This is a genomic window from Myxococcus guangdongensis, assembly GCF_024198255.1.
GTDB classification, from domain to species: domain Bacteria; phylum Myxococcota; class Myxococcia; order Myxococcales; family Myxococcaceae; genus Myxococcus; species Myxococcus guangdongensis.
The window spans coordinates 335,879-360,790 of sequence record NZ_JAJVKW010000006.1 but is presented as its reverse complement, the minus strand read 5'-3'; the positions used below and the strand labels follow the sequence as shown (position 1 = coordinate 360,790).

Genomic DNA, 24,912 nt, shown 5'->3' with positions numbered 1-24,912 from the left:
CCAAGACAAGCCTATTCGCCCCCAGAACACACTCCCAGTGATGCGGGAGCGACCCAGGTGTCTGGCGTGAGCCCTCGTCATGGCGATGGGTTGTTCATCGCGGACGTGGTCATCCTCGACCCCGCGCGCGGTGAGCTGCCTTCACGGTGTGGCGGGCCACCGCGCCCCATCCTTCGCCGGGGGCCCCTGACACGGCGCCCACCGCCGGCCTCCGCGCGCCGTGTCCGGGAAGCAACACGTCCCGACACGGAAGCTTGCTGCACCCGGGGCGACCCGGGTCTACGGTCGCCGGATGGGTTCAGCCGTTCCCGGCACGCCGGGCAGTGTTTCATCCGACTGCGTCACCTCCTCCCCGCACCCTTCCCGCGCCGCCACGGCGCTCGTCCTCGCCGGGCTGTGCCTGCTCCTCGGCGCGCCCGCGAAGGCCCAGCCGATTCCCCTGGATGAGTCGGGCGTGCCCGCCACCGCCGTCTCGCTCACCGTCAGCGGCGGCGTGTCGCTGGGCGTCTATGAGGCGGGCTTCCTGTACTACGCGCTCGCCTCGGCCCAGGGCAGCCAGCAGGTGGACCTGCGGCTGTTGACGGGGGCCTCGGCCGGGAGCCTGAACTCGCTGCTCGCGGTGCTGGCGGCCTGCGGACCGGAGCTGCCGCCCCCGGACCAATCCCTGTTCTGGCGGACGTGGGTGCCCGTCGGCTTCAACCAGCTCTTCATCCCCGCGTCGACGTCCCCGCTCGGCGTCTTCTCACGGGAGTGGCTGGAGCGCGGCGCCGCCGACATCGAGAAGGCCTGGAACCAGGGGCTGAGCACGTCCTGTGACGTGGTGCTCGGCGTCTCCACCACGCGCGTGGAGCCCCGCGTCCTCATGGCCGCGAACGGCCGCATGCCCCTGCCCCGCATCGAGGAGAAGTTCGCCATCCGCATCCGGGGACGTGGCCCGGGCAAGCCCCCCTCCGCCACCAACTACACCACGCCCGGCAGCCGGCGCATGGAGCCGCTGCTCGTCACCGATGAGCACGGCGAAATCTCCTTCCAGGCGCTGCGCGACCTCATCCTCGCGTCGATGTCCTTCCCCGTGGCCTTCCCGCCGCACGAGCTGTCCACGTGCATGGCCAAGGAGTCCCAGTCCCCCGCCGTGTGTCTGCCCAGGGAGTCCCGGGCCGAGCGCTACATCGACGGAGGCATCTTCGACAACGCGCCCTTGCGCCTCGCGGTGGGGCTCGCCCGCGACGGCCTCCATCTGGTCGACGGCAAGCTGCAGTGGCGCGACGTCCCGACTCCGGGCGTGCGCCAGACCCCCCGAGGCATCGCCTTCGCCTTCGTGGACCCGGACGCCACCGAGTACCCCGTCCTCCCCCCCGTCCAGGCCCGCTCCACCTCGCGCTCCCTGCCCACCGAGCTGGGCGGCATCATCGCAGCGCTCGTCGACACCGCGCGCTCCAAGGAGCTGTCGCTGCTGCTGGAAGAGGAGCCCGACATCGCCCGGCGGCTCGTGCTGCCCCGGCGTCACTTCCCCGCCGCCAGCGCGCCGCTCTTCGCGTTCCTGGGCTTCTTCGAGACGGAGTTCCGCACGTTCGACTTCTACCTGGGCATGTACGACGCCCGGCGGATGCTGCTCGATGTGACCCGGGGCGAGGACCCGTTCGCCAGGCCCCGCAACGAGCCCACCCAGGACCCCGGGAGCTGGGCGCCCTTCATCTGCATGCGCGCGGTGTACGACGGCGCCGCGGAAGCGGCACAGGTCTGCGAGGGCGAGGCCCTGTCCGACTTCCGCGCGCTGCTCCAGGTGTCGCTCGACCAGCTCTACGACGCCTGCGCCAGCGCGGGCACCGGCAACATGGAGGCCTCCTGGCGCAACCTGCACTGCGAGCGCGCCATGGCCGGAGAGCCACCTCCGCACGTCCCCGGTGTCGCGCCCCAGAAGTGGCCCCACTGGAAGAAGAGCCCCAAGGAGCCGGAGCTCGACTACTCGATGCGCCTGTTGGGCGCGTATGGGTTCAGCTTCCGGGATCTGGGCGTGCCACGCGGCCGGGGTGACCTGGCCATCGTCCGCATCCGCCAGTCCCTGGGCGAAGCGGTGAAGCGCCTCACCGAGGTCCAGTCGGGCGATGACCGGCAGATGGTCAGCTTCGCGGGCAAGCTCGCCGCGGACACGGTGGCGTTCGCCGCGCCAGGCACGGTGCTGCACGTCACCATGGGGCCGGTGCAGAGCGAGGTGGGCGTGAGCATCTCCGCGTTCGAGGAGCAGCTGCCCACGGGGTTCCGCTTCACCGCGGCCCTCGACTTTCGCGGGCTCGAGGACGTGCTCTCCTCCGGGACGGAGGAGTCCTTCGCGCTGGCGCCCGTCGGAGGGCTGGAGTTCCGACCGAACACCGACCAGTCCTTCCTCGCGCAGAGCCGCTTCAGCCTGCGCGCCGGTTGGATGTTCAGCGCGAATGACCGCTACAGCACCCAGGCCTGCGAGGGCCGCGGCGCCAGCCGGGTGACGGCGTGCTCCCGCGCCGTCGTGCAGGCCCTGGTGGGCGTGGCCATCCTGGAGCGCTTCCGCGTCCAGCTCGTCGGTGAGTGGTACCCCGGCTCCCGCTCGCGCGCGACGCTGTGGTCCATCGCCCCGGGCATCGGCGTGGAGATAGGACTCTGAACGGAGCGCGCCGTCACGAAGCCGTGAGCCCGTGGCCTCGCAACTTGTCCGGCGTGGTCCCCGTCATCCTGCGGAACATGGCGATGAAGGCGGACGCGGTGCTGTAGCCCAGCTCCAGCGCGACGACCTCCACGGCGCACCCCTCCTCCAGCATCGCGAGCGCCTTCACCACCCGGAGGCGCTGGCGCCACTCGCTGAAGGACAACCCCAGGTGCTGCTGGCACCGACGCTCCAGCGTCCGCTCCGTGGTGTGCACCTGGTGCGCCCACTCCGCCAGTGAGCGCCCGTCCGCCGGCGCCTTCACCAGCGCCCGCAGCACCTCGCCCAGCAACGGGTCCTCGGACATGGGCAGGTAGCTGCCCTGCGGCGGCGCGAGCGACAGCTGGTCGATGAGCACCCGCATCAACCGCCGCTCCGCGCTCGTGCGCGGGTACGCCACCTGGTGCTCGCGCAGGTGCTCCAACAGCGACTTCACCAACGGGCTCACCGCCAGCGCGCACGTCGTCTTCGGCAGCCCGCGACACAGCGCCTTCGTGAGGTACAGCGAGCAGTGGCTCGCCTCCGAGCGGTTCATCCCCCGGTGCTCCACGTCCGGAGGCAGCCAGATTCCATACTGCGGGGGCGCCAGGTAGTGGCTGCCCGCCAGCTCCAGCTCCATCACCCCGGTGAAGGCGTAGACGAACTCACCCCAGGGATGGTGATGCCGCGGGTACGACGCCGCCGTGCGCAGCCGCGCCGTGCGGAAGTACACGGGGTGCGGAAGCTTGGTGGAGAAAGGAACCTGGAGCTGCTCGGCCATGGCGGCTTCTCTGCATGGGTTGTCGGGTTCAAGCTATATGAATCAAGCCCGCCACACGCCATATGAAGGGCATGAGCTCGCTTCGCAGACCCGTCGATGGCTTCGCGCTCGCCACGATGCTCCTGCTGTGCTCCCTCTGGGGCCTGCAACAGGTGGCCATCAAGCTGGCCGCGTCCGACATCCCACCCCTGGTACAGATGGCGCTGCGCTCGGGGCTCGCCGCCCTGCTCGTGGGGCTGCTGTGCCTGCTGCGCGGCGAGCGGATGGACCTGCGAGACGGCACCTGGCGTCCCGGGCTGCTATCGGGCGTGCTCTTCGGCGCCGAGTTCCTCTTCATCGGCGAGGGCCTGCGTCACACGCACGCGTCCCACATCGCCGTCTTCCTCTACACCGCGCCCGTCTTCACCGCGCTGGGCCTGCACTGGCGCATCCCCTCGGAGCGGCTGCGCCGGGTGCAGTGGGTGGGAATCGGGGTCGCCTTCGCGGGCATCATGCTCGCCTTCGGCGGAGGCTGGCTCCAGGGAGGAATCACGCCTCGGATGCTCTGGGGCGACACGCTGGGGCTGCTCGCCGGGCTGTCCTGGAGCGCGACCACGGTGGTGGTGCGCGGCTCGTCGCTCTCCGAGGCGCGCCCCACCCACACCCTGCTCTACCAGCTGCTCGGGGGCTTCGCGCTCCTGCTGCCCATCGCCCTCTTCACCGGCCAGGCAGGTCACATCTCCATGACGGGCACCGCGTGGGCGAGCCTGCTCTTCCAGGGCGTCATCGTGTCCTTCGCCAGCTACCTCGTCTGGTTCTGGCTGTTGCGCCGCTACCTCGCCTCCGGCCTGTCCGTGTTCTCGTTCATGACGCCCGTGTTCGGCGTCACCGCGGGCTGGCTGGTGTTGAAGGAGCCCGTGGGTCTGTTCTTCATCCTGGGCGCCGCGCTGGTGCTCGCGGGCATCCTCATCGTCAGCGCGCCGGGGCTCCTGCGCGCCGCCTCGCCTTCCACGGGCCTCCGGCCGGGCCGGCTCGTTCCGTAATCCAGGTTCAACAGCACCCTGGATACACCCCCAGCGGATTCACTCCCCGCGCGGCCCCGGGCCGCACCGGAGGCCCGCACACGGGCTTGCGACATTTCACGCGATTTCCCGTTCATCGGATGTGCGAGCCGGGCCGGCGTCGTTCCGACCGCAGCGTATGACCCGCGAACCCAGAATCGGGACGGTGTCGTAGCGGCCTTCTGGCTCCACACAACCGTGAGCACCAGGTGCTTCCTGGTCGACCGCTTCGCGCGGTTCCTCGTGATGGGAGAATCCAAGATGAAGTTCATGAATGGTGGTTGGTGGGGCGCGCTGCTGGTGTCGGGGCTGGTCGGCTGTGGCCAGGAGGCCCTGGACCCGGCGCCGACGCCCGCGCCCTCGCAGGACGCAATCCTCACCGCCCAGCAGGAGGCGCGCTTCCTCACGCCGCCCGCGGGCTGTACGGAGGTGACGCTCGGTGAGACGTTCAATGGCATCCAGCTGACGCCGGTGCAGTACGAGCGGCAGCCCACGTTCCGCGGCGACCTGACGAACCTGGGCGCCACCGCGCGCGACGAGCTGCGCATCCGCCTGGACATGAACACGGCGCCGGGCCTCTACAACCTGGCCGCGGGCGGCGCGAACACCTTCACCTGCGAGCAGTGTGTCTTCGGCTACCAGGACCTGGGCACCACCACGCAGAAGCTGTTCGTCGCGGACTCGGGCGCGCTGCTGCTCGCGCTCCAGCTGTCGCCGCAGCAGACGCTGGGCGCGCTGTCCAACGTGGTGCTGCGCGAGTCCGTGCTCGCCGCGCCCCGCTCCGGCCCCTACACGGGCTCCGCCGTGGTGGAGGGTGGCGAGTGCCGGTGGATCCGCTTCGCGACGTGGAACACCCTGCGCCCCGGCGGGTGTGATCCGCGCGAGGGCTCGCTGACGAGCCACCTGCCCGACACGGCCTGCGTCGCGGACGACTACGCGGCCACGGACGGCACGCTGGAGCGCGCGCTCGGCACCAAGACGCAGGGCGAGCTGTGCACGCGCACGGCCGCGGCGAGCGAGTACGAGCTGGCCACCACCGACTGCGAGCAGGGCTTCGCGTGCACGGACCTGCTCACCGACGACACGCAGTGCCTCAAGACATGTGACTTCATGTCGCCCAACCCCGGCTGCCCCTCGGGCACCATCTGCGGCGTCTACGGCCTGTGCACCGAGCAGGCCGTGCTGGAGGGTTACGACTTCGCGTTCGACCCGGCGCTCATCGGCCAGCCGTGCGCCGGTGGCTTCACCGAGTTCTGCGGCGTCGAGGGCGCCCGGGGCAGCTGCTCCGACGCGGACGGCGCCGGCCCCGCGGTCGTGACGTGCCACCCCTACACCCGCGCCCGCTCCGACTGCGCTCCGGGTGAGGAGCTGGGCTACGTCTACTACCCGCTCGCGGGTGGCGGCATCGACCGCACCTACAGCTACTGCTACCCCACCGGCCTCTGATTCACCCCGGCGCCTCGCCCGTTCCCCCTCCGGGCGAGGTGCCACCCTCGAAGCGCCTCGCGCGTACCGCGGGGACGCGGGCCGCGTCGCACGGTACGCACGCCCCGCGCCCAGGCCACCCCGCACGTCCTCCCCGTCGCACGGTGCTCGCACGCGATGTCGGGTTGAGCATGACGACGCCGGGCGACTTCCTGCTTCTCCCAGGAAGAAGGATGCGGTGGTTCCAGGCACACCGGCTGCACTGGTGCCCCCGTACGGCTGCCCCCCTCGTCCAGCCCGAACGCGAGCCCCGATGTTGATTCAATGCCGCAGGTGTCACCGCAAGGTCTTCGTCTTCCAGTTCGAGAGCAAGACGCTCTGCAAGAGCTGTCAGACGCACGTCTCCAAGCCCCACCCCCTCCGCAAGAAGCCCACGTACGCGGAGCTGAAGAAGTCGCCCCACGACGCGCGCATCCGGAAGACCTTCAAGTCGATGAAGCAGTCCCGCATCGACCAGGTCCGGCTTCGTCGGACGGCGTCGGGCAGCTCACTGAGCGCCCTGCTGGACCCGGTGCGCGAGTCCTCGCCGCCCCCGTCGCGGATGATGACCTTGGATGACACGGCGAGCATCCCCGCGCCCAGCGTGATGACGCTGCAGTGCATGACGCTGTTCATCCCCTTCGACGCGGGCAAGAAGTTCTACAAGGACAACTCGAAGCAGGGCACCTTCCAGGGGAACCTCGTCCCCACGGGCGGCTTCAACTTCGCGCCGCTGCAGAACGTGGGCGGCTTCCAGCCGCTCGCCGCGTTCAACACCAAGCCGTACCCGCACCACACGCCCTTCGAGAAGAAGTCGGGGTTCCTGGAGGAGGAGGACGTGCTCGCCCACTACGACGCCATCGTCCTCAAGCACATCCAGGAGGCCACCCACGTGCTGGAGTGGAAGCGGCTCCACGCCAGGCGGCCCTACGATTTGCACCAGCAGCTCACGAAGCTGGTGCCCGAGGTCATCTTCCTGTCGGAGGAGCTCAAGGGCGCGCCCTTCCCGGACGAGCTGCGCCCGTGCCCGGAGCTGACCTACCGGCGGATTGGCAGCATCCGCACGCTGATGGACCCGAACGTGGACCCCAAGAACGAAATCTCCGCGTACGTCCTGCGCGACGAGATGTTCTCCTCACAAGTCCTGTACGAGGCCCGAGGCCTCATCCGCCAGGGCGTCAACCACCCCGAGAAGTGGCTCTGCGTGCAGAAGATCGTCCCCGAGTACCGCGTGTACTTCGAGGTCGCGGGCGTGCACCTGGACGCGGGCTACACCGGCCACACGAAGGAGGAGAAGAAGCACAAGGCGCTGGAGGAGGTGGCCGGGTTCGCCCACGACAACGACATCGACGTGCTGCTGGGCGACCTGAACATGGACTCGTTCGAGCTGGGCGGAGGCTTCTTCCCGAACAAGTTCTCCTTCCAGAAGGGCTCCGACGACAACATCCACGCCACGTATACCGTCTCCCATTCCAACACCAACGCGAAGAACAACTACATGGGAGGCATCATCGTCAACCAGGCGCAGGTGGACACCGAGTCCATCAACCTCCTGGGGGAGGACACCCGCTCCTTGTCGCGGACACTGAACGACAACTTCTACTCGGACCACCCCGCCATCATGGCGAACTACGTGAAGTCCTTCCGCTGAAGCGACAGGAGCGCCCCCATGCTTCGCCTCACTCCCGCCGTGCTGCTGCTCACCGGCCTGTCGGCGTGCGCCACCCCGCACGCCGACGCGGAGGCCACCGCGAAGGAGTCCTGCCCCACCGCGAAGCTCGCCTTCACCCGCGAGGACGGCTGTCGCAACGACGGCGCGGTGGAGCTGTGTCTTCCCGCGGGTGACGCCGAGCTCCTCGCCCGCGTCCAGGCGCTGGCCCCCGGCGCGCGCGCCCTGTCCTCGCGAGGCCGCGCCGCGTGCGACACGGCCTCGGAGGTCCTGGTGGTGCTGCCTTTGGAGGAGCAGGACTGCGAGGCCCGGCACGGCGCGCTCAGGCCCGCCGCGTGGGAGAGGCTGTGCCGCGTCGCCGCGCTGCCCCAGGTGCGCGCGCTCGTGCCCACCTGGTACGAGTGACGCGGCGCCGTCGACCGCGCGCGGGGTTGCGCAGCCTCGCTGACGCGGTCGACACGGAGCGTCAGGTCGACTTGGATGCATGAAGACAGCAGTTTTCGCCCAGCGGTGCAGCGCGCCAGGGGTCTGTGACACCCCATGTCTTCGCGGGTTTCTGAGACCCCAGGGCGGATGACTGATTCATAGACACCACTGTCCGAAAACCGGGCGGCCCTCTGTGAAATCAAAAAGCGCTGCCAAGACGGTGCTTTAACCTCATCCGTGTCACGCCTCTTTACACCCGGGCGCCCGCAACCTGGAGCGCGGACACTCCAGGTTAATCACGGATTGAGAGCTTCTCCTCTCTTGTCGGCCGAGTGGCCCGCGAGTTGCTCAGGGACCGACCGCGTCGTCCGCGGCTGATGGGAAGGTCAGGCGGCGGCGCGTCCCCCCGAATCATCAGAGGAAAAGCATCATGTTCAAGAGAGCGGCAGTCCTCGTGGTGAGCTGTGGCGTGCTCGCGGCTTGTGGTACCGAGACCAGCGACGCGCAGATCGAGAATGAGGAGATCAAGGCCAACCTGGTCGAGGCCGGCTTCCCGGCGGACGACATCATGGAGGTCGATGGCGCGGTGTACGTCGGCCGCGACGCCCACGTGACGCTCGAGGCCTCGCGTGAGATGCTCCTGCCCGTGCAGAGCCCGGAGCAGTATCGTACGACCAACCTGGTCGCCAGCAACATCACGAAGATCTGCATCAACCCCACCACCGCCTTCAACAGCTACTCCCGGCTGAAGGCGGGCCTGACGGCCGCCGTCGCGAACTACAACGCGCTCGGCCTGAGCTTCACGATGGCCGTGGGCCCGACGACGGGCTGCAGCGCGAACATCACCGCGACGACGATGTCGGGCGCGGGTGGCTCGGCGGGCTTCCCCACCGGCGGCCGCCCGTACGGCACCATCAACATCGGCACGGGCCTGCAGAGCTACAGCGCGGGCGTCAACGAGCACGTCATCACGCACGAGCTCGGCCACGCGGTCGGCTTCCGTCACTCCGACTACTACAACCGCGCCATCAGCTGCGGCTCCGGTGGTAACGAGGGCACGGCGGGCGTCGGCGCCATCCTCATCCCCGGCACGTCCGGCACGGCCACGGTGGGCGGCTCCATCATGAACTCCTGCTTCCGCTCGACGGAGACGGGTAACTTCACGAGCAGCGACCGCACGGCGCTGACCACGCTGTACTAAGCACATGACGCGACCCCTCGGTTCCATCCTGAAACCCTGGGGTTCGCGCCTCGCGGGCACCGTGTTCCTGGGCCTCTCGGCCTGTGGGAGCCCGGTGCCCGCACCCTATGAATTGAAGGTCTGCGAGGAGCCGCCGCCGGTTGCGGGCGTCACCGCCTTCACGCAGTGTGGTCCGTCGCTCGACTTCACGCCCATCAATCGCTACCAGGGCCCGCTCCCGAGCATCCAGGAGCGCGAGGACGCCGTCGTCCTCATCAACGGCAGCTGCACCGGCACGCTGATTGCCGCGAGCGCGGGGCCGGTGGTGCTCACCGCGGGCCACTGTGTCGGGCTCGGGGACCGCTCCTTCGTGGTGTTCAACTTCGAGACCGATCCCGACGGCGACCCCTTGATGACGGAGGGCACGGTCATCGAGCAATCGGCCGCGCCGGACTACGCCCTCATCCTGCTCGACACGCTCCCCACCGCCGCGCCCGTCCCGCTGACGACGCTGGCCACCGAGCGGCTGGCCGTCATCCAGCATCCGCGCGGCTCCCCCAAGGTCATCGCCGAGGGGCGCTTCGCCGACTCGTGCAACCAGCTCGTCTACTACACGGACCTGGACACCCTGGTGGGCAGCTCCGGGGCCGCGGTGCTCAACGAGCAGGGTTACGTGCTGGGCATCCACACCGACGGCGACTGTGAAGCGTCGGGGCGCGGCGCCAACCGGGGCTGGACGGCGAGCTCCATCGTCGAGGCCTCCGAGTACCTCCAGGCCAGCGACATCGCCGAGCGCTGAAGCCCTTCACGACACCGAAGGCAAACAACCATCGTGACGCTGTAATTACCGCATTGCAGAAGTAATCGCGCGCGTCCGGAGTCACCAATCCGTGACATTGGCTTGTCATTGAGCCCGCATGCGAGTCTCACGGGTGCAATCCCAGTCCAGTCACCCGAGAGCACTCCATGCGAATCCCCCCTCGACTCCGCGACCTCCTCGTCGTCATGTCCTTGTCGGTGCTGGCCGGGTGCGGTCCGGCACCGGCGCCGCAGACGGATGCCCCCGCGTCCGAAGTCCAATCCCTGGCACCCGCCAACTTCCTCTACCGTCAGGGCAAGCAGCTCTACCTCAACGGCGCGCCCTATCAGATGGTGGGGGTGAACTCGTTCCCGCTGACGGGGTGTGGCGCGGCGCCCACCGACGCCCAGCTGGACACCTTCTTCGCCACGCTGCGCCCCAACAGCCTCACCCGGACATGGGCCTTCAGGCCCTTCGGGCTGGCGCGCATCGAGAAGGTGGTGCTCGCCGCCGAGAAGTACAACCAGAAGCTCATCCTCACGCTCGCCGACGGGCGCAGCTACTGCGGCGAGTGGGACGGCTACAACGGCTCCGACGGCAGCGGCAAGCAGCCCTCCTGGTACTCCACCGGCTACCAGGCGAACTACCTCCCCTGGGTCCGGCAGCTCGTCACGCGCTTCAAGGACTCCGCGTCCATCGGCATGTGGGAGCTCATCAACGAGCCGGGCGACGCGGACACCGCCACCATCAAGGCCTTCTTCAACGTCGCCAGCACCACCATCAAGAACATCGACCCCAACCACCTGGTCAGCTCGGGCTCCTGGGCGCCCTGGGCCTACGGCGGCGAGGCGGGCTTCCAGTCGCTGCATGACCTGCCCAACATCGACGTGGGCAGCCTCCACGAGTACGACTACGACTACAACAACGGCAACACCATCGTCTCGCCGCACTTCGCGCCCTCCGTGCGGGCGATGAACGCGCTGAACAAGCCGCTCATCATCGGCGAGACGGGCATCAACGCCGCGGACAGCAACTGCCGCACCAATCGCAACACGCGCCGCGACGCCATGCGGGCGAAGTTCCAGCAGTACCTGGCCGGCGGCGCGTCGGTCGTCCTCATCTGGAACGCCCAGTCCAACAACTCCACGGCATGCGAGCACACCTTCGGCCCCAATGACCCCCTGGTGCCGATGATCAAGGACTTCCCCCTGCCGGAGGTCCCCACCGAGCCGCCCCCGGGCGGCACCGTGCAGCTCAATGACGCCACCACGGGGAGCGGGCTCGGTCAGTTCGAGTACCTGGGCACGTGGGAGGCCGGCACCGGCACCGGCAAGTTCCAGCAGGACGACCACTTCTCCAACACCACCAACGCCTCGTTCGTCGTGCGCTTCAGCGGCACCCAGGCGAAGCTGTACGGCTCGGCCGCGTCCCACCACGGCATCGCCACCGTCTCCGTCGACAGCGGCGCGCCCGTGGACGTGGACTTCTACGCCGCCACCCGCCAGGACCAGAAGCTCCTGTGGACCAGCGCCGTGCTGAGCGCGGGCAACCACACCCTCACCGTCACCGTGTCCGGACGGAAGAACACGGCCTCCTCCGGCTTCGTCATCAACGCGGACCGCGTGGACGTGACGACGGCGCAGGGCGACACCACGCCGCCCACCGTGAGCATCACCCAGCCGTCCGCGGGGACGCTGCCGGTGGGCAACGTGACGGTGGACGTGGCGGCGAGCGACGCGGGCGGCGTGGCCCGGGTGGAGCTGTGGGTGGACGGCGTGAAGCTGGCCGAGGACCCGTCCTCGCCCTACGCCTTCACCTGGAGCGCCACGGCGGGAGCGCACTCGCTGGTGGCCCGGGCGGTGGACACCGCCGGCAACGTGGGCACCAGCGCGAGCGTCGCCGTCACCGTGGTGGGCCAGCAGCTCGTCGAGGTGCAGGTGAACGACGCGGTGGAGGGCACGGGCCTGGAGCAGTTCCAGTACACGGGCACGTGGCAGGCGGGCACCGGCACCGGCAAGTACCTGGAGGATGACCACTACGCGTCGGCCACGGGGGCCTCGTACACGGTGCGCTTCAACGGCACCCAGGCCAAGCTGTACGGCTCGGCCGCGTCCCACCACGGCATCGCCACCGTCTCCCTCGACAATGGCACGCCCGTGGACGTGGACTTCTACGCCGCCTCCCGCCAGGAGCAGAAGCTCCTGTGGACCGGCCCCGTGCTGACCGCGGGCAACCACACCCTCACCGTCACCGTGTCCGGCCGGAAGAACACGGCCTCCTCCGGCTTCGTCATCAACGCGGACCGCGTCGCGTTGACCGTGCTGCGCTGACCAAAGGCCTGTCGCTCCCGGGAGCAGGGTCGAGGGCTCCTGGGAGCTTGGGGACCGTGATTGCCCGCATCCCGGGCTTACCGGGCGACATCCCGAGCAGGCCGGCGTGCGGCGGACGGGCGAACTTTGCTAAGGGGGTGGGCATGTCTACCGCCCTCCAAAACCGCCCCGCCAGCCACCTGGCTCCCGGCCGCTTCGGCCAGTCGTCCTACATGATTCGCCGGCAGTTCTTCAAACTGTTCGGCGGCGCGTTCCACATCTACGACGCCGCGGGCAACCTCGCGTTCTATTCCAAGATGAAGGCCTTCAAGCTGAAGGAGGACCTGCGCATCTACGGCGACGAGGAGATGCGCGAGGAGCTGCTCAGCATCAAGGCGCGCGGCATCCTCGACTTCGGGATGACGTACGACGTGACGGACGCGTCCACGGGCCAGCGCGTGGGCGCGCTGCGCCGCAAGGGCCTGCGCTCCATCCTCCGCGACGAGTGGCTGGTGCTGGACACGAACGACCAGGAGATCGGCAAGATTGAAGAGGACAGCATGATGCTGGCGCTGGTGCGCCGCTTCCTCACCAACCTGCTCCCCCAGACCTTCACGGGCACGGTGGGCGGCACGCAGGTGCTCGCCTTCAAGCAGCGCTTCAATCCCTTCATCCAGAAGATCGACCTGGACTTCGGCATGGACCTCCAGGGCCGCCTGGACCGCCGGCTCGGCATCGCGGCGGCGGTGCTCATGTGCGCCATCGAGGGCCGCCAGCAGTAGCCCCAGCCCCGAGGGGTCCGGGAGCGCTCACCGGGCCCCTCGTTCGCGCGGCGCGGGCACGGGCAGTCGAGCCACCCACGGCAACGACGCCTTATCGCCATCATGATTCAGCTGTAACCCTGGAACGGGTATTCCCGGGACACATGGCGGCCCCGGGAGGCCTCCCGCCGGTTTGGGGCGGTGAGGCGCCGCGCCGGCTGTTATCGACGGGCCCCGAGCGCCCACCCCACCCCGACAGGGAAGCAGCCGTCCGCCGTATCGCTCGGAGGCGCGGCCTTCCCGCTCGAGTGAACGCGATGACAGCACCCGCCACGACGTCCACCGCCCTGCCCTCCGTCGAGCCCTCGGTGACGAGCGCCGCGGTGACGAAGGGCCGGAGAATCATCGGCATCGACGCCTTGCGGGGACTGGTGATGGCGCTGATGCTGGTGGACCACGTGCGCGAGAGCTTCTATCTCCACGCGCAGGTCAGCGACCCGGTGGTGCTGGCGACCACGCCGACCGGGCTGTTCTTCACCCGGCTGGCCGCGCACCTGTGCGCGCCCGTCTTCGTCATCCTCACGGGCGTGGCGGCCTGGCTCTACGGTCAGCGGCACGGAGGTCGTCGCGCCGCGTCCGGCTTCTTGTTCAAGCGGGGCCTGTTCCTGCTCGTGCTGGAGTTCACCGTCATCAGCTTCGCGTGGACCTTCCAGTTGCTCCCGCCGACGTTCTACTTCCAGGTCATCGGAGCGATTGGCCTGTCGATGGTGGCGCTGTCCGCCCTGCTCCACCTGCCCCGGCCCGCGCTGCTGGGCTTCGCGCTGCTCGTGATTTTCGGCCACAACCTGCTGGACCCCATCCACTTCGAGGTGGGCGAGCCGGGGCGCGCCTTGTGGGCGCTGCTGCACGACCGGGGCTTCATCGACCTGCCTTGGGGCGCGCGGCTCAGGACGTCCTATCCCGTGCTGCCGTGGATGGGCGTCATCGCGCTGGGCTACGCGGTGGGGCCGTGGTTCTCGTCCCAGGTCCAGGCGACGACGCGGCGTCGGTGGCTGCTCCTGGCGTCCGCGGGCGCGCTCGCCCTCTTCATCGTGCTGCGGTGGGTGAATGTCTACGGCGAGCCGCCGCCGTGGTCCGTCGGCGCGACGCCGGTGGAGACGGTGATGTCGTTCCTCAACCTGACCAAGTACCCACCGTCGCTCGACTTCCTGCTGCTGACCCTGGGCGTGGGCGCGGCGTTGCTGGCGCTGCTGGACCTGGCACCGGAGGGGGTGAGCACGACGCTGGCGGTGTTCGGCGCGGCGCCGCTGTTCTTCTACGTCGTCCACCTCTACCTGCTCAACGCGCTGAACCGGCTCGCGCTCGGAGCCTTCGGTCCCAACCAGGGGACGCTGTTCAGCCTCCCGAACGTCGGCTCGCTCTGGTTGCTGGCGCTGGTGACCACCGTGCCCATGTGGTTCGCCTGCCGTGCCTTCGCACGAGTCAAGGCGCGCTCACGCAGTCCCTGGATGAGCTACCTCTGAGGCCTGGGGCACGGCCCCTCCAGGCTGGACCTGGAGGGACGCGGGTGCACGCCCAGGCTACTTCTTGATGAACGCGGCGAAGCGCTTGTCGAGCGTGGGCGCCGCCTTGTCGACGGCGTCCCAGGTGTCGTCGGTCAGCTTCGGCGCGTCGTGGCCACTCTCCGTGGAGCGCTTGCCGAAGACCTTGATGAGGTCCTTCTTGATCCACAGGTCGTTCATGTTGTGGAACCAGCGCCACAGCAGCGTCTGGAGGGCCTCCTCGTCCCGGAGGTGGCTGGTCCACAGGCCACGAGGCATCGCCTGCTTGACCAGCTCCGAGCCCTGGGCCTCCCGCCGGGCAATCTTCGCCAGCAGCCCCTGGTGCGCGGGGAACCGCGAAGTGTCCAGCAGCCCCCGCGTCACCGCGTAGCCGACGAAGAGCCCCGTGGTGACATCCGGATACCGCGCGAGGTCACCCGAGCCCTTCGCCGTCAGGGTGACGGTGACCAGCTCATCGAACTCGAGCTCCAGCTCCAGGAGCCCCTCGGTGTCGAGGGAGTAGAGCCAGTAGGCGACGGTGAGCTCGTCCTCGTTCGCGAAGGCAGCCTTGCGGCCGGTGGGCGGCCCCAGCACCTTCGTGACCTCGGCCTCCGACTTCGGCTTCCACGGCACGCCCAGCACGTCCTCACCCACGGCCGCCCGCACCCACGCGGTGGAGACATAGGGGATGAACGTCTTGGCCGTCTTCGGAATCGGCGGGAAGGCGTCGTGGAGGATTTCGTGCGACAGGACCAGCTCGACGCCCTTCTTGGGCGCGGAGATGTTGACCGAGTCGTTGTTCTCGCTCGTGGAGGCCGGCAGCTTCTTGCCCAGCACCTCCGTCACGTAGGCGATGACCTCCGGCGCATCCGCGCGACGCCCGAGCACCGACGCCACCTGCCGCGTCTTGGGGCTCAACTTCGCCATGATGTCGGTGGGCGTGAACGCGGGCGCGGCGGCCGACGGTCGCGGGGCCGCGGGCTTCGCGTCACCGTCGAGCCAGGCGGAGAAGTCGAAGTCCTCCGTCTTGGGCGCCTTGATCTTGTTCTTCTTCAACCAGGCGGCCAGCGCCTCGCGCCCGTCCCCGGCCTCCTCGTCGTCGAGGTCGTGGACCTCCGTCTCGCCCTTCGACCATAGGGCGAGGAACTCCTCCAGGCTGTTGGCGACGGTCTGCGTCTCGCCCTCGGAGCCGAGCAGCGCCACGGCGGGCGGCGCCTTCCCACCGGGCTTCACCAACAGCAGCAGCGAGCCATCCGCGAGGCTCAGGAAGGAGAAGGCGGCGGCGCGAAGACGGTCCGCCTTCTCCGGACTCCACTCCTTCGGAACGGCCTCGGCCACCAGCCCATCGAACCAACCCAGGGTTCCATGGTCTTGCTTGCCGACCCACTCGCCCACCTTCTGGAGCAGCGGGGGCAGCTCATGACCTTCAGGCACGTCGGACAGGTTCACGGTGTACTTCGGCATGGGCGGTCGGTTCAGCCTCCTGCCTGGAAGCATAGAGCACGTCCCGTTCCGTCGGACCGAGCATTCGCGTGGCCAGCTCGCGCACGGAGGGCCCGCTCACCACCTCCACGGTGGACAGCTTCCTCCCCTGCTCGCGCTCGACGGCCGTCACGATTTCCAAGGCCATGATGGAATCCATGCCCAGCTCCCGCAGCGGCTGGGTGGTGCTCAGGGCGCCTTCCTGTGTGCGCATGACCCGCGCCACGATTCGCGCCAGGGACTGGGTGATGGCGTCGAGGCCCTGGGGCCTCGATGCACCGGCCTGCGTGGGGCCCGGGGAATCGGCCTGTGTCCCCAGGAGTCTGGAGAGGCGGCGCGCGCCGCTCCACGGCACGAGCGCGTCGCCCCAGCGGCCCCAGTCCACGTCGGCGATGGCGCGTTGCACGGGCTGCGCGTCGAGGACCTGACCGAGGCCCTGGAGCGCGGCGCGGGTGGACAGGCCGCGCAGGCCCAGATGCTCGAGGTGCTGCGCCACGCTGGCGTTTCGCGCGACGAGCCCGGCCTCTCCCAGCGCGCCCCACTGGAGGGTGGTCGCCACCCAGCCCTGCTTGCGCCGGTACACCGCCAGTTGGTCGAGGAAGGCGTTCGCGGCGACGTAGCTCCCCTGTCCCGCGTTGCCGATGAGCGACGAGATGGACGAGAAGAGCACCAGGTGGTCGAGCGACAGGTCACGTGTCAGCAGATGGAGGTTCCACGCCCCCTGCGCCTTGGCGGCCATGACGCGCTCCAGGGAGGCACGGTCCAGTCGCGCCAGGGGCTTGTCGTCCAGGGTGACGGCGCAATGGAAGACGCCTCGGAGCGGAGGAAGCTCGGCGCGCATCCGGGTGAACGCCCGCTCCAGGTCCGCATACCGGGCCACGTCGGCGGAGAGGGCGAGGACGCTGACGCCGCGAGCGCGAAGAGCCTCGAGCGCATCACGTGCCTCCTCGGAGCCGGCGCCACGGCGGCTCACCAGCACCAGGTGTCGAGCCCCTTGCTCCACGAGCCACCGCGCCACCTCCAGACCGAAGCCACCGAGTCCTCCCGTCACCAGGTAGCTGGCCTCCGGGGACAGCCGCGTGCGTCGCTCGGACGGACGGACTCTCACCGCGGCGTCCTTCATGCAGATGCACACCTTGCCGATGTGCTGACCTCGCGCCAGGGTCCGGAACGCGTCCTCCGTCTGGCTCGCGGGCCAGGAGCGGGAGGGCAAGGGGCGGAAGCCGCCGTCCTCGAAGCGGGCCATCACCTCCTGGTACAGCTCGCGCACCTCGTCGGGGCGGCTTCGCAGGAGCCGGTCGAAGTCCACGGCCGCGTACGTGAGGTTCTCGTTGAACGGGCGCAGCCGCAGCAGCTCATCCTGCTCGAAGCTGGCCTTGCCCAATTCGATGAACCGGCCGAAGGGCGCGAGGCACTCCACGCTGCGAGACACGACCTCCCCCGGCGAGAAGCTCAGCACCACGTCGACACCGCGCCCGTCCGTCCAGGCCCGGACGTCCTCCGCGAAGCGGGTGTCGCGGGAGTGGCTCACCTGGGTGAGTCCTTGCTCCCGGAGGTACTGGCGCTTCTCCTCGCTCCCCGCCGTCGCGATGATGTCCGCGCCGCACCAGCGGGCCACCTCGATGGCCGCGAGCCCCACGCCTCCCGTCGCGCCGTGGATGAGGATGCGCTCGCCCCGACGCAGCCGGGCCACTCGCATGAGCGCGTGGTAGACGGTCAGGAAGACGATGAGGTTTGCGCCCTGCTCGAAGGACAGGTGCGCGGGGAGCTTCACCACGTTCCCCGCGGGCAGCACCACGTGGGACGCGATGAAGCCCGGAGCCACGCCGTAGACCCGGTCACCCACCGCGAAGCCCGTCACACCCTCGCCCACCGCGCTGATGCGCCCAGCGCCCTCCATGCCGATGGCTTCGCCGATATAGGTGTCCTGCGTCACGCGCGAGGACAGCAGGCCCAGGGCCTTCATCACGTCCTTGAAGCCCAGCGCCGTGGACTCCACCTCGAGCTCGACCTCGCCGGGGCCGGGGACTCGCCGCGCCTTCGCCACGAAGCCCAGGGTGTCGAGCTGCCCCTCCTTGCCGAGGACCAGCTCGTACCCCATGCCCTCCGGGACAGGCTCCAGCGGCGGTGTTTCCGTGAGCGACGCAGAGGATGTGAGGGTGTCGCGCACGAGCCGCACCGCGTGGAACAGGCCCTCGCGCTCCGCGACCTCCTGCTCCACGCCGAGCCCGCTCAGGCGCAGCAGCAATGCCTCGAGGCTCGACGGTTCGGCGTCCAGGTCCACCACGGTGAGTCGGAGGTCTGGCCGCTCCGTCATCGCGGTCCGCGCGAGCCCCAGCAGCGGCGCGAGGGAGATTGAAGGCAGCTCGCGATGCGTCACAAGCTCACTCGTAAGGCCCCCCGGCGTACCGACGTCATCACGTGCGGGCGCGGGCGCCACTTCAGGCCGGAGCACCTCACGCGCGGAGTCCGCGAGGACGCGCCCATCGGAGGTGTTTTCGGGCCAGCCCGTGGGGGCTCGAACAGAGGCATGAGCGGTGGCTGGTAGAGGCTCCGCGGACCCGGCATGAACCCCACCCGCCGCATGAGCGGCGCGGGACAGACGCTCGGCAGACGCGGTCCGCGGGGTGAGGATATCGGCTCGGCCAGCGTGACTCCGTCCCGATGTACGGGCGGCGCCAGGCAGCGGCCCGTCAGACCCGGCGCGCGGGGTGAGGAGATGTCCGTTGGAAAGGTGCTCGGGTCGGCCAGTGCGACTCCAGCCCGCAGCAGGGGTGACCTCAGGCGTCGACTCGACGGACTCAGCGCGAGTGGTGACCACGTAGTAGCGGTCGATGCGCCCTGGACGCAGGGATTGAATGCACCGGAGCAGCGCATCGGCCGCGTCCACGCCTCGCGCGACAGGCTCCTCGCGCTCGGGAGCGGCCTCGAGCCAGCGCAGGTCCACGAGCCGGACCTTCGCGTTCTCGGGCAGGCCCGCCAGCGTCGCCTCCAGCGCGGTGGCGTCGGCGACAGGGTGCCACTTCGTCGTGCTCGACGGGGGCACCGAGTCGCCCATCACCACCCACGTCACCTCCTCGCGCTCCGCCGGCTCCGAGGGCTCGAACCGCTCCCAGCGTCGCGAGTACACGGAGCGCTCCAGCAGCGCCGCGTCATCCGAGCGGCTCCTCGGCAGCAAGCGGCAGGTGAAGCCCGTGACCTCGGCCACGACGACGCCGTCCTCGCTCAGCAACGTGATGTCCCCACGCAACGTCCCCTCCCCCACCGAGCGGAGCCGTCCATGTGACAGGAGCGTTCGTCCCGGAGGCGCCAGCACCTCGAGGCAGTCGATTCCCGTGGGCACGATGTCGTGGTCCGCGTCCTCCATCGCCGCGGCGATGAGGCTGTGGAACGCACCGTCGAGGAGCACGGGATGCAGGTGATATCCCCGCGCGTCCACCCCAGCCGGCAGGTCGAGCCGCGCGAACACCTCCCCCGGAGCCCGCTGCAGCGCGCTCACCACCCGGAACGAGGGGCCATACCGCAGACCTCCACGCGCGAGTGACGCATAGAGCGCCTCTGGCGTCGTCGACTCCGGCAGCCGCGCACGATGCGCCGCCACGTCCACGACGCGCGCCCCCCGTCCCGACGACACCAGCCTCCCGCGTGCGCAGACCACGGGCTGCTGTCCCTCCTCCTGGCGTTGAACGACGAAGCGGGACGTCTCCGCGGAGAACCCCAGCCGCAGGCGCGGGCTCGTCTCGGGACTGAGCACCACCGCGGTGCTCAACTCCAGCTCCTCGATGCGGCAACGCGCATCGCCCGTGAGCGCATGCCGAGCCGCCAGCGCCAGCTCCACATGACCCGCGCCTGGGAAGAGCAGGCTCCCCGCCGCGTGATGGTCCGCGAGATAGGGCACCGAGGCGAGGCTCAGCTCCGCCGTCCACGCAGGCGACAGTCCCGGCTCGGAGTCCACCAGCAGCGGGTGTCCGCCGAAGGCACGGCGTCGACTCGCGGAGCGCACGCTCTCCTCCCAGTAGACCTTGCGCTGCCACGGCATCCGAGGCGCACCGACGTACGCCCCGGGGCCGAAGTAGCCACGCCAGGCCACGTCCACCCCCAGGACATGGAGCCTCCCGAGCGCCGACGACATCGTCTCCTGTTCGGGCGCCTCACGCACGAGCGACGCGAGCACCTCGCCCTTCACGCCCGCCGTGCTCAACACGTCCCGGATGGACGAGGCCAACACCGGGTGCGGCCCCACTTCGATGAACATCCCATGCCCATCGTCCACGGCGGCACGCAGCGCGTCCGCGAAGCGCACCGAGCCTCGGACGTTGTTCCACCAATACGTCGCGTCGTGGCGCTCGGCCTCCGCCATGCGCCGCCCGGACACCGTCGAGTAGATGGGCAGGCGCGGCGCGTTGGGACGCAGCACGGCCAGCGCGTCCAACAACTCGCCCCGCAGCGGGTCCATCAGGGGGCTGTGATACGGCACCTCCACCTGGAGGAAGCGCTGGAAGCGATGAGCGGAGGCCAGCTCCGCCGCCACGCGCTCCAACGGAGCCCGCGCCCCCGCGAGCGTCACCGAGCGCGCGCTGTTGATGGCGGCGACGGCGATACCCGGCCCATGACGCTGGACCCATTCGAGCGCCTCATCCGGCCCCAGCCCGACGGCCAGCATGGCCCCCTGTCCCGCCACCCGCTGTTGCAGCCGGCTGCGATGGAAGGCGGTCAGCAGCGCATCCCGCGCATCCAATGCACCCGAGGCCCACGCGGCGCCGACCTCGCCGATGCTGTGTCCCACCACTCCGTCGGGCACGACGCCCCACGACGCCCACAGGCGCGTGAGCGCCACCTGCAACACGGCATTGGCCGGCTGCGCCACCTCCGTGCGGGTGATGCGTGAGGACGACGCGTCCCGCTTCAACTCCTCCGCGATGGACCACCCGGCCAGCTCGCGGAAGAGGCCGTCACACTCCTCGACGGCTTCACGGAAGACGCGCTCGGTGGACAGGAGCTGTCGCCCCATCGCCCACCACTGCGGGCCCATGCCCGTGTAGACGAAGAGCACCTTGCGCCGCGCCTCGGCGGGCTCCGCGACGAAGTCCAACCCGGGCACATCGCGCGCACCTCGCGCGATGGCTCGCAGCGACTGGACCAGGGCCTCCCGGTTCGCGCCCCGGAGGGCCAGGCGATGACGCGGATGCGAGCGGTGCACCGCCGCGTCACGGCACAGCTGCTCCGGAGTCCCGCGCCCCTCCTCCAGCCAGGAGGCGTAGCGCTCCGCGAGCGCCGACAGCGCCTCGTTCGACTTCGCCCCCAGGACCAGCAGGTGCGGGCGCCCCTCCGGACGCCTGGGCGGCAACACGGCCGCGCGAGGCGGCGGCTCGGCCAGGACGACGTGCGCGTTGGTGCCTCCGTACCCGAAGGAGTTCACGCCCGCGAAGCGCGGCTCGGAGCCTCGCGGCAACGCCTCGGGGCGCGTGGGGATGTGCAGCCCGAGGCTCTCGAGCGGAATCTTCGGGTTCACCCGTCCCAGGTGCGGATGCGGCGGGACCAGGCCATGCTCCAACACCAGGGCCGCCTTCATCACCCCGGCCACGCCCGCCGCGGCCTCCAGGTGCCCCAGGTTGGTCTTCACCGAACCCAGGCGGCAGCGCTCCGAGTCCGCCCGTCCCGCACCCGCCACGGTGCCGATGGCGCGCGCCTCGATGGGGTCTCCCACCGGCGTGCCCGTGCCATGGGCCTCCACGTACGCGACGCGCGAGGGGTCGACGCCCGCCTTCGCGTAGGCCTCTCGCATCACCGCCACCTGCGCATCCGCGTTGGGCACGGTGATGCCCGGCGTCCGTCCGTCCTGGTTCACCGCCGTGCCCAGGATGAGCGAGTGGATGGGGTTGCCGTCACGCAGCGCCGCCGACAGCGGCTTGATGACGAGCACCGCCGCGCCCTCCGCGCGCACGTAGCCGTCGGCCTGGTCACTGAACGCGTGGCAGCGACCTCGGGGCGACAGGAACTTCCCCTTCGACATCGTGACTTGCGTCTCGGGGAGGAGCAGGACGTTGACACCTCCGACGAGCGCCGCCTCGCTCTCGCCTGCCCACAGGCTCTGGCAGGCCAGGTGCAGCGCGACCAGCGACGACGAGCACGCGGTGTCCAACGACACGCTGGGGCCTCGCAAGTCGTAGAAGTACGACAGCCGGTTGGACAGCATCGTCAGCGTGCTCGCCGTCGCCGAGTGGCTGTCGAGCCGCTCCCGGTTGTCCGGGCTCGCGTGCAGGATGAGGTTGTCCATCATGAAGCCGCCGACGAAGACGCCCGTGCGGCTGCCCGCGAGGGTGCTCGGCGGCAGGCCCGCGTCCTCGAGCGCCTCCCAGGAGACCTCCAACATCAAGCGCTGCTGCGGGTCCAACGTGTTCGCCTCGCGCGGGGTGATGCCAAAGAAGGCGGGCTCGAACTCACGCAGGTCCTGCTGGAGCAGCCCCGCGCGTTGCACATAGGTGCGACCCGGTGCACGGCCCGAGGCGTCGTGGAACTTCTTCGCGTCCCAGCGCCCCTCGGGGATGTCGACGATGCACTCGCGCCCGTCCATCAACACCTTCCAGAACCCGTCCGCGTCCTCGATGCCTCCCGGCAGTCGGCAGCCGATGCCGACGATGGCCAACGGCTCTCGCGCGGGGGCCACGTCCGCGCGACCCGAGGCGACGCGGGTGAGACCTCGCCGCTCCTCCGGGGACACGCTGGGAACGGGGACCTCGTGGCCCGCCACGCTCCGCAGGACCTGCGCGGGTGGGACGGTGCCGTTCGCATCACGGAAGACGGCTCGCACGTGGCCGGTGACCACCGGACGTCCGGGCTCCGAGGGACGTCGGAACTCCTGCTGGAAGTAGAGCCACTGCTCGTCCCAGGAGACCAGTCGCGTGCCCAGCTCATAGGACTCGAACAGGCGCAGCGAGTCGCGGAACTGGAGCGACGTCTCTCCGACGGGGACGACCCACCGGTGTCGCAGCACCTGGGGCAACAGGCCCGCGCGCACGAGCAGGTCCACGCGCCCCAGGTCCATCATCGCCAGGTAGCGACTGTTGTTCATGTGGCCGAAGAGGTCCAGGTCCGAGGGCAGGACGCGCCATCGGGTGACGCTCTCCTCGAGCGGGCCCACGCGGCCTCGCAGGGCACCGTGCAACAGGGTCTGGAACAATCGGAGCGAGGGCTTCATGGGGATTCCTTTCGAAGGAGGTCTCCGAGGACGTTGCGACGCAGGACGATGGAAGCGGCGAGGACCCCGGACATCAGCGACGCGCCGACGCCCACCGAGACGGCGTCCTGGCCCACCAGGAGCAAACCCTGGATGGGGAGCCGCGAGCGGAGCCACGGTTGTCGGAAGCGCTCCGGGCTGTGCTCCAAGCCGTAGATGGAGCCGCGCGGCCGATGGGCGAAGTGCGCCGTGCTGAGCGGCGTGGACAGCTCCTGGTACTCCACCCGCCCCTTCAGCTGCGGGAACTGCTCCAGGGCCACGGAGAGCAGGCGCTCGGAGAGCCGGGCCTTGAGGTCGTCGTACTCGGCCCCTCGACGACGCCAGCGCGTGCCCGCCCACTTCTCGAACCAGTCATAGGGCGCGGGGCACAGGGCGGTGAGCGTGGAGCGCCCCGGGTGGCGTCGGGCCCACGAGGGGTCCCTCGCGGAGGAGGAGCTCAGGTAGACGACGGGCAGCGGCGCCGAGACGTCGCGCCTGGAGGCGCGCAGGTTCGCGTCGTGGTCATACCCGGCATGGACCCAGACGTTGGTCGCCGGCAGCGCCACGTCCTCGGGCGCACCTCTCAACCCCAGGTAGAGGCCGAGGTGACCGATGGACTGGGGGATCCGCTGGAGCGCCCGCGTCACCTCCGGCGGTCTCCAGGGCTCCGGGAGCAGCGAGCCCAACGTCTGCGCCGCGCCCGCGCCGCTGATGACATACCGGGCATGCAGCTCCTCGCCATCGGACAGGCGCACGCCCAGGGCGCGGCCATCCCGCACGAGGATCTCCCTCACCTCGGCGCGGACACGAAGCTGCCCGCCCGCTCGGGTGATGACCGGCGCGATGTGGTCGAGGATGGCGCCCGCGCCCCCCACGGGATAGGTGGCGCCCTCCAGGTAGTTCTCCGCCACCAGCGCGTGCATGGCGAAGCTGCTGTCCCCCGGAGGCAGCGCGTAGTTCCCCCACTGTCCCGTGAGCACGCCCAACAGGCGCGGGTCCGACGTGAGCGAGGACAACACGTCCCGCGTCGTGCGGTTCGAGTGACGACGAAAGGGCCACCCGAGCACCGGATGCGTGAGCGGCGTCATCCACCGGGGCAGCACGTGCTGGATGAAGTAGCGCAGGGAGGCGCGCTTCACGCCGTGCAGCAAGCGCACATACGCGGCGATGGCCTTGCGCTCGGCGGGAAAGGCGCCGCACAGCTCCGCCTCGAACGCCTCCGCGCCGGTGACGTAGTCATGGCGCCTGTCCGCGAAGACGAGCCGATCATAGACGCGGTCCATCCGCGCCCAGCCGAGCGCGCCCTCGGTGACGAAGTCGAAGACGCGCCGCAGCGGTTCGTCCGGGTCATGCAGCTTGCCCAGGCAGTGCACGCCGACGTCCCACTCGTAGCCCTTGCGCTGGAAGGTGTGCGTCATCCCCCCGGCGATGGAGTGCCGCTCGAGCACCAGCACCTTCAGGCCATGGCGGGACAGGATCGCCGCCGCGCCCAGCGAGCCCATCCCCGAGCCGATGAAGATGACGTCGAAGGACGCACCCGTGGCGGACGCGTCGACGCGTCGAGAAGTGATTGCCATGACGGTGGGCC

General features: G+C 69.9%; 14 protein-coding genes. 10 read left to right on the top strand and 4 right to left on the bottom strand.

Features of this window, described 5'->3' with window-relative positions:
• Positions 1 to 292 precede the first annotated feature (292 nt).
• Positions 293 to 2,638 carry a patatin-like phospholipase family protein gene (locus tag LXT21_RS20870; RefSeq protein WP_254039899.1) on the top strand — a complete coding sequence of 782 codons (2,346 nt, stop codon included), beginning with the start codon at positions 293 to 295 and terminating at the stop codon, positions 2,636 to 2,638.
• Positions 2,639 to 2,651: 13 nt separating this feature from the next.
• On the opposite strand, the gene LXT21_RS20865 is transcribed toward LXT21_RS20870, so the two are convergent.
• A complete protein-coding gene (locus LXT21_RS20865; protein ID WP_254039898.1) occupies positions 2,652 to 3,437 on the bottom strand; it encodes an AraC family transcriptional regulator in 786 nt (261 codons plus the stop codon).
• 71 nt (positions 3,438 to 3,508) lie between these two features.
• Between LXT21_RS20865 and LXT21_RS20860 the strand changes: the two genes are divergently transcribed.
• The 9 genes from LXT21_RS20860 (at position 3,509) to LXT21_RS20820 (ending at position 14,608) form a co-directional block, all read left to right on the top strand.
• The gene (locus tag LXT21_RS20860; RefSeq protein ID WP_254039897.1) at positions 3,509 to 4,459 is read left to right on the top strand and encodes a DMT family transporter; all 951 of its coding nucleotides are present in this window, start codon (positions 3,509 to 3,511) and stop codon (positions 4,457 to 4,459) included.
• Positions 4,460 to 4,738: 279 nt separating this feature from the next.
• Positions 4,739 to 5,923, top strand: coding sequence for a hypothetical protein (locus LXT21_RS20855; protein ID WP_407667008.1), 1,185 nt, complete (start codon positions 4,739 to 4,741; stop codon positions 5,921 to 5,923).
• A 292-nt stretch (positions 5,924 to 6,215) separates the two neighbouring features.
• Positions 6,216 to 7,592, top strand: a complete 1,377-nt coding sequence (locus LXT21_RS20850; RefSeq protein ID WP_254039896.1) for an exonuclease/endonuclease/phosphatase family protein — start codon at positions 6,216 to 6,218, stop codon at positions 7,590 to 7,592.
• A gap of 18 nt (positions 7,593 to 7,610) precedes the next feature.
• Positions 7,611 to 8,015 (top strand): hypothetical protein, encoded by a 405-nt coding sequence (locus LXT21_RS20845; protein ID WP_254039895.1) that lies wholly within the window; start codon positions 7,611 to 7,613, stop codon positions 8,013 to 8,015.
• Between the two features lie 451 nt (positions 8,016 to 8,466).
• Complete coding sequence (locus LXT21_RS20840) at positions 8,467 to 9,237, top strand: zinc-dependent metalloprotease (RefSeq protein ID WP_254039894.1); 771 nt, start codon at positions 8,467 to 8,469, stop codon at positions 9,235 to 9,237.
• Positions 9,238 to 9,241: 4 nt separating this feature from the next.
• Positions 9,242 to 10,015, top strand: coding sequence for a trypsin-like serine peptidase (locus LXT21_RS20835; protein ID WP_254039893.1), 774 nt, complete (start codon positions 9,242 to 9,244; stop codon positions 10,013 to 10,015).
• Between the two features lie 167 nt (positions 10,016 to 10,182).
• A complete protein-coding gene (locus tag LXT21_RS20830) occupies positions 10,183 to 12,345 on the top strand; it encodes an Ig-like domain-containing protein (RefSeq protein WP_254039892.1) in 2,163 nt (720 codons plus the stop codon).
• 143 nt (positions 12,346 to 12,488) lie between these two features.
• Positions 12,489 to 13,106 carry an LURP-one-related/scramblase family protein gene (locus LXT21_RS20825; protein ID WP_254039891.1) on the top strand — a complete coding sequence of 206 codons (618 nt, stop codon included), beginning with the start codon at positions 12,489 to 12,491 and terminating at the stop codon, positions 13,104 to 13,106.
• Between the two features lie 296 nt (positions 13,107 to 13,402).
• Positions 13,403 to 14,608, top strand: coding sequence for a DUF1624 domain-containing protein (locus LXT21_RS20820; protein ID WP_254039890.1), 1,206 nt, complete (start codon positions 13,403 to 13,405; stop codon positions 14,606 to 14,608).
• A 57-nt stretch (positions 14,609 to 14,665) separates the two neighbouring features.
• Here the strand turns inward: LXT21_RS20820 and LXT21_RS20815 are convergent, their stop codons facing one another.
• Genes LXT21_RS20815 through LXT21_RS20805 form a run of 3 tightly spaced genes read right to left on the bottom strand, consistent with a single transcriptional unit; the run spans position 14,666 to position 24,901 of the window.
• Positions 14,666 to 16,090 (bottom strand): hypothetical protein, encoded by a 1,425-nt coding sequence (locus tag LXT21_RS20815; protein WP_254039889.1) that lies wholly within the window; start codon positions 16,088 to 16,090, stop codon positions 14,666 to 14,668.
• Positions 16,053 to 23,306, bottom strand: coding sequence for a type I polyketide synthase (locus tag LXT21_RS20810; protein ID WP_254039888.1), 7,254 nt, complete (start codon positions 23,304 to 23,306; stop codon positions 16,053 to 16,055). The genes LXT21_RS20815 and LXT21_RS20810 overlap by 38 nt, the downstream gene beginning before the upstream one ends.
• The gene (locus LXT21_RS20805; RefSeq protein WP_254039887.1) at positions 23,303 to 24,901 is read right to left on the bottom strand and encodes a phytoene desaturase family protein; all 1,599 of its coding nucleotides are present in this window, start codon (positions 24,899 to 24,901) and stop codon (positions 23,303 to 23,305) included. The genes LXT21_RS20810 and LXT21_RS20805 overlap by 4 nt, the downstream gene beginning before the upstream one ends.
• Between the last annotated feature and the right edge of the window lie 11 nt (positions 24,902 to 24,912).

What these genes read in the sequence shown, in the direction of transcription:
- LXT21_RS20870 (WP_254039899.1), top strand. Translation starts at nt 293, where the DNA reads ATGGGTTCAGCCGTTCCCGGCACGCCGGGCAGTGTTTCATCCGACTGC.
- LXT21_RS20830 (WP_254039892.1), top strand. Translation starts at nt 10,183, where the DNA reads ATGCGAATCCCCCCTCGACTCCGCGACCTCCTCGTCGTCATGTCCTTG.
- LXT21_RS20810 (WP_254039888.1), bottom strand. Translation starts at nt 23,306, where the DNA reads ATGAAGCCCTCGCTCCGATTGTTCCAGACCCTGTTGCACGGTGCCCTG.
- LXT21_RS20845 (WP_254039895.1), top strand. Translation starts at nt 7,611, where the DNA reads ATGCTTCGCCTCACTCCCGCCGTGCTGCTGCTCACCGGCCTGTCGGCG.
- LXT21_RS20865 (WP_254039898.1), bottom strand. Translation starts at nt 3,437, where the DNA reads ATGGCCGAGCAGCTCCAGGTTCCTTTCTCCACCAAGCTTCCGCACCCC.
- LXT21_RS20820 (WP_254039890.1), top strand. Translation starts at nt 13,403, where the DNA reads ATGACAGCACCCGCCACGACGTCCACCGCCCTGCCCTCCGTCGAGCCC.
- LXT21_RS20815 (WP_254039889.1), bottom strand. Translation starts at nt 16,090, where the DNA reads ATGCCGAAGTACACCGTGAACCTGTCCGACGTGCCTGAAGGTCATGAG.
- LXT21_RS20835 (WP_254039893.1), top strand. Translation starts at nt 9,242, where the DNA reads ATGACGCGACCCCTCGGTTCCATCCTGAAACCCTGGGGTTCGCGCCTC.
- LXT21_RS20855 (WP_407667008.1), top strand. Translation starts at nt 4,739, where the DNA reads ATGAAGTTCATGAATGGTGGTTGGTGGGGCGCGCTGCTGGTGTCGGGG.
- LXT21_RS20840 (WP_254039894.1), top strand. Translation starts at nt 8,467, where the DNA reads ATGTTCAAGAGAGCGGCAGTCCTCGTGGTGAGCTGTGGCGTGCTCGCG.
- LXT21_RS20860 (WP_254039897.1), top strand. Translation starts at nt 3,509, where the DNA reads ATGAGCTCGCTTCGCAGACCCGTCGATGGCTTCGCGCTCGCCACGATG.
- LXT21_RS20805 (WP_254039887.1), bottom strand. Translation starts at nt 24,901, where the DNA reads ATGGCAATCACTTCTCGACGCGTCGACGCGTCCGCCACGGGTGCGTCC.
- LXT21_RS20850 (WP_254039896.1), top strand. Translation starts at nt 6,216, where the DNA reads ATGTTGATTCAATGCCGCAGGTGTCACCGCAAGGTCTTCGTCTTCCAG.
- LXT21_RS20825 (WP_254039891.1), top strand. Translation starts at nt 12,489, where the DNA reads ATGTCTACCGCCCTCCAAAACCGCCCCGCCAGCCACCTGGCTCCCGGC.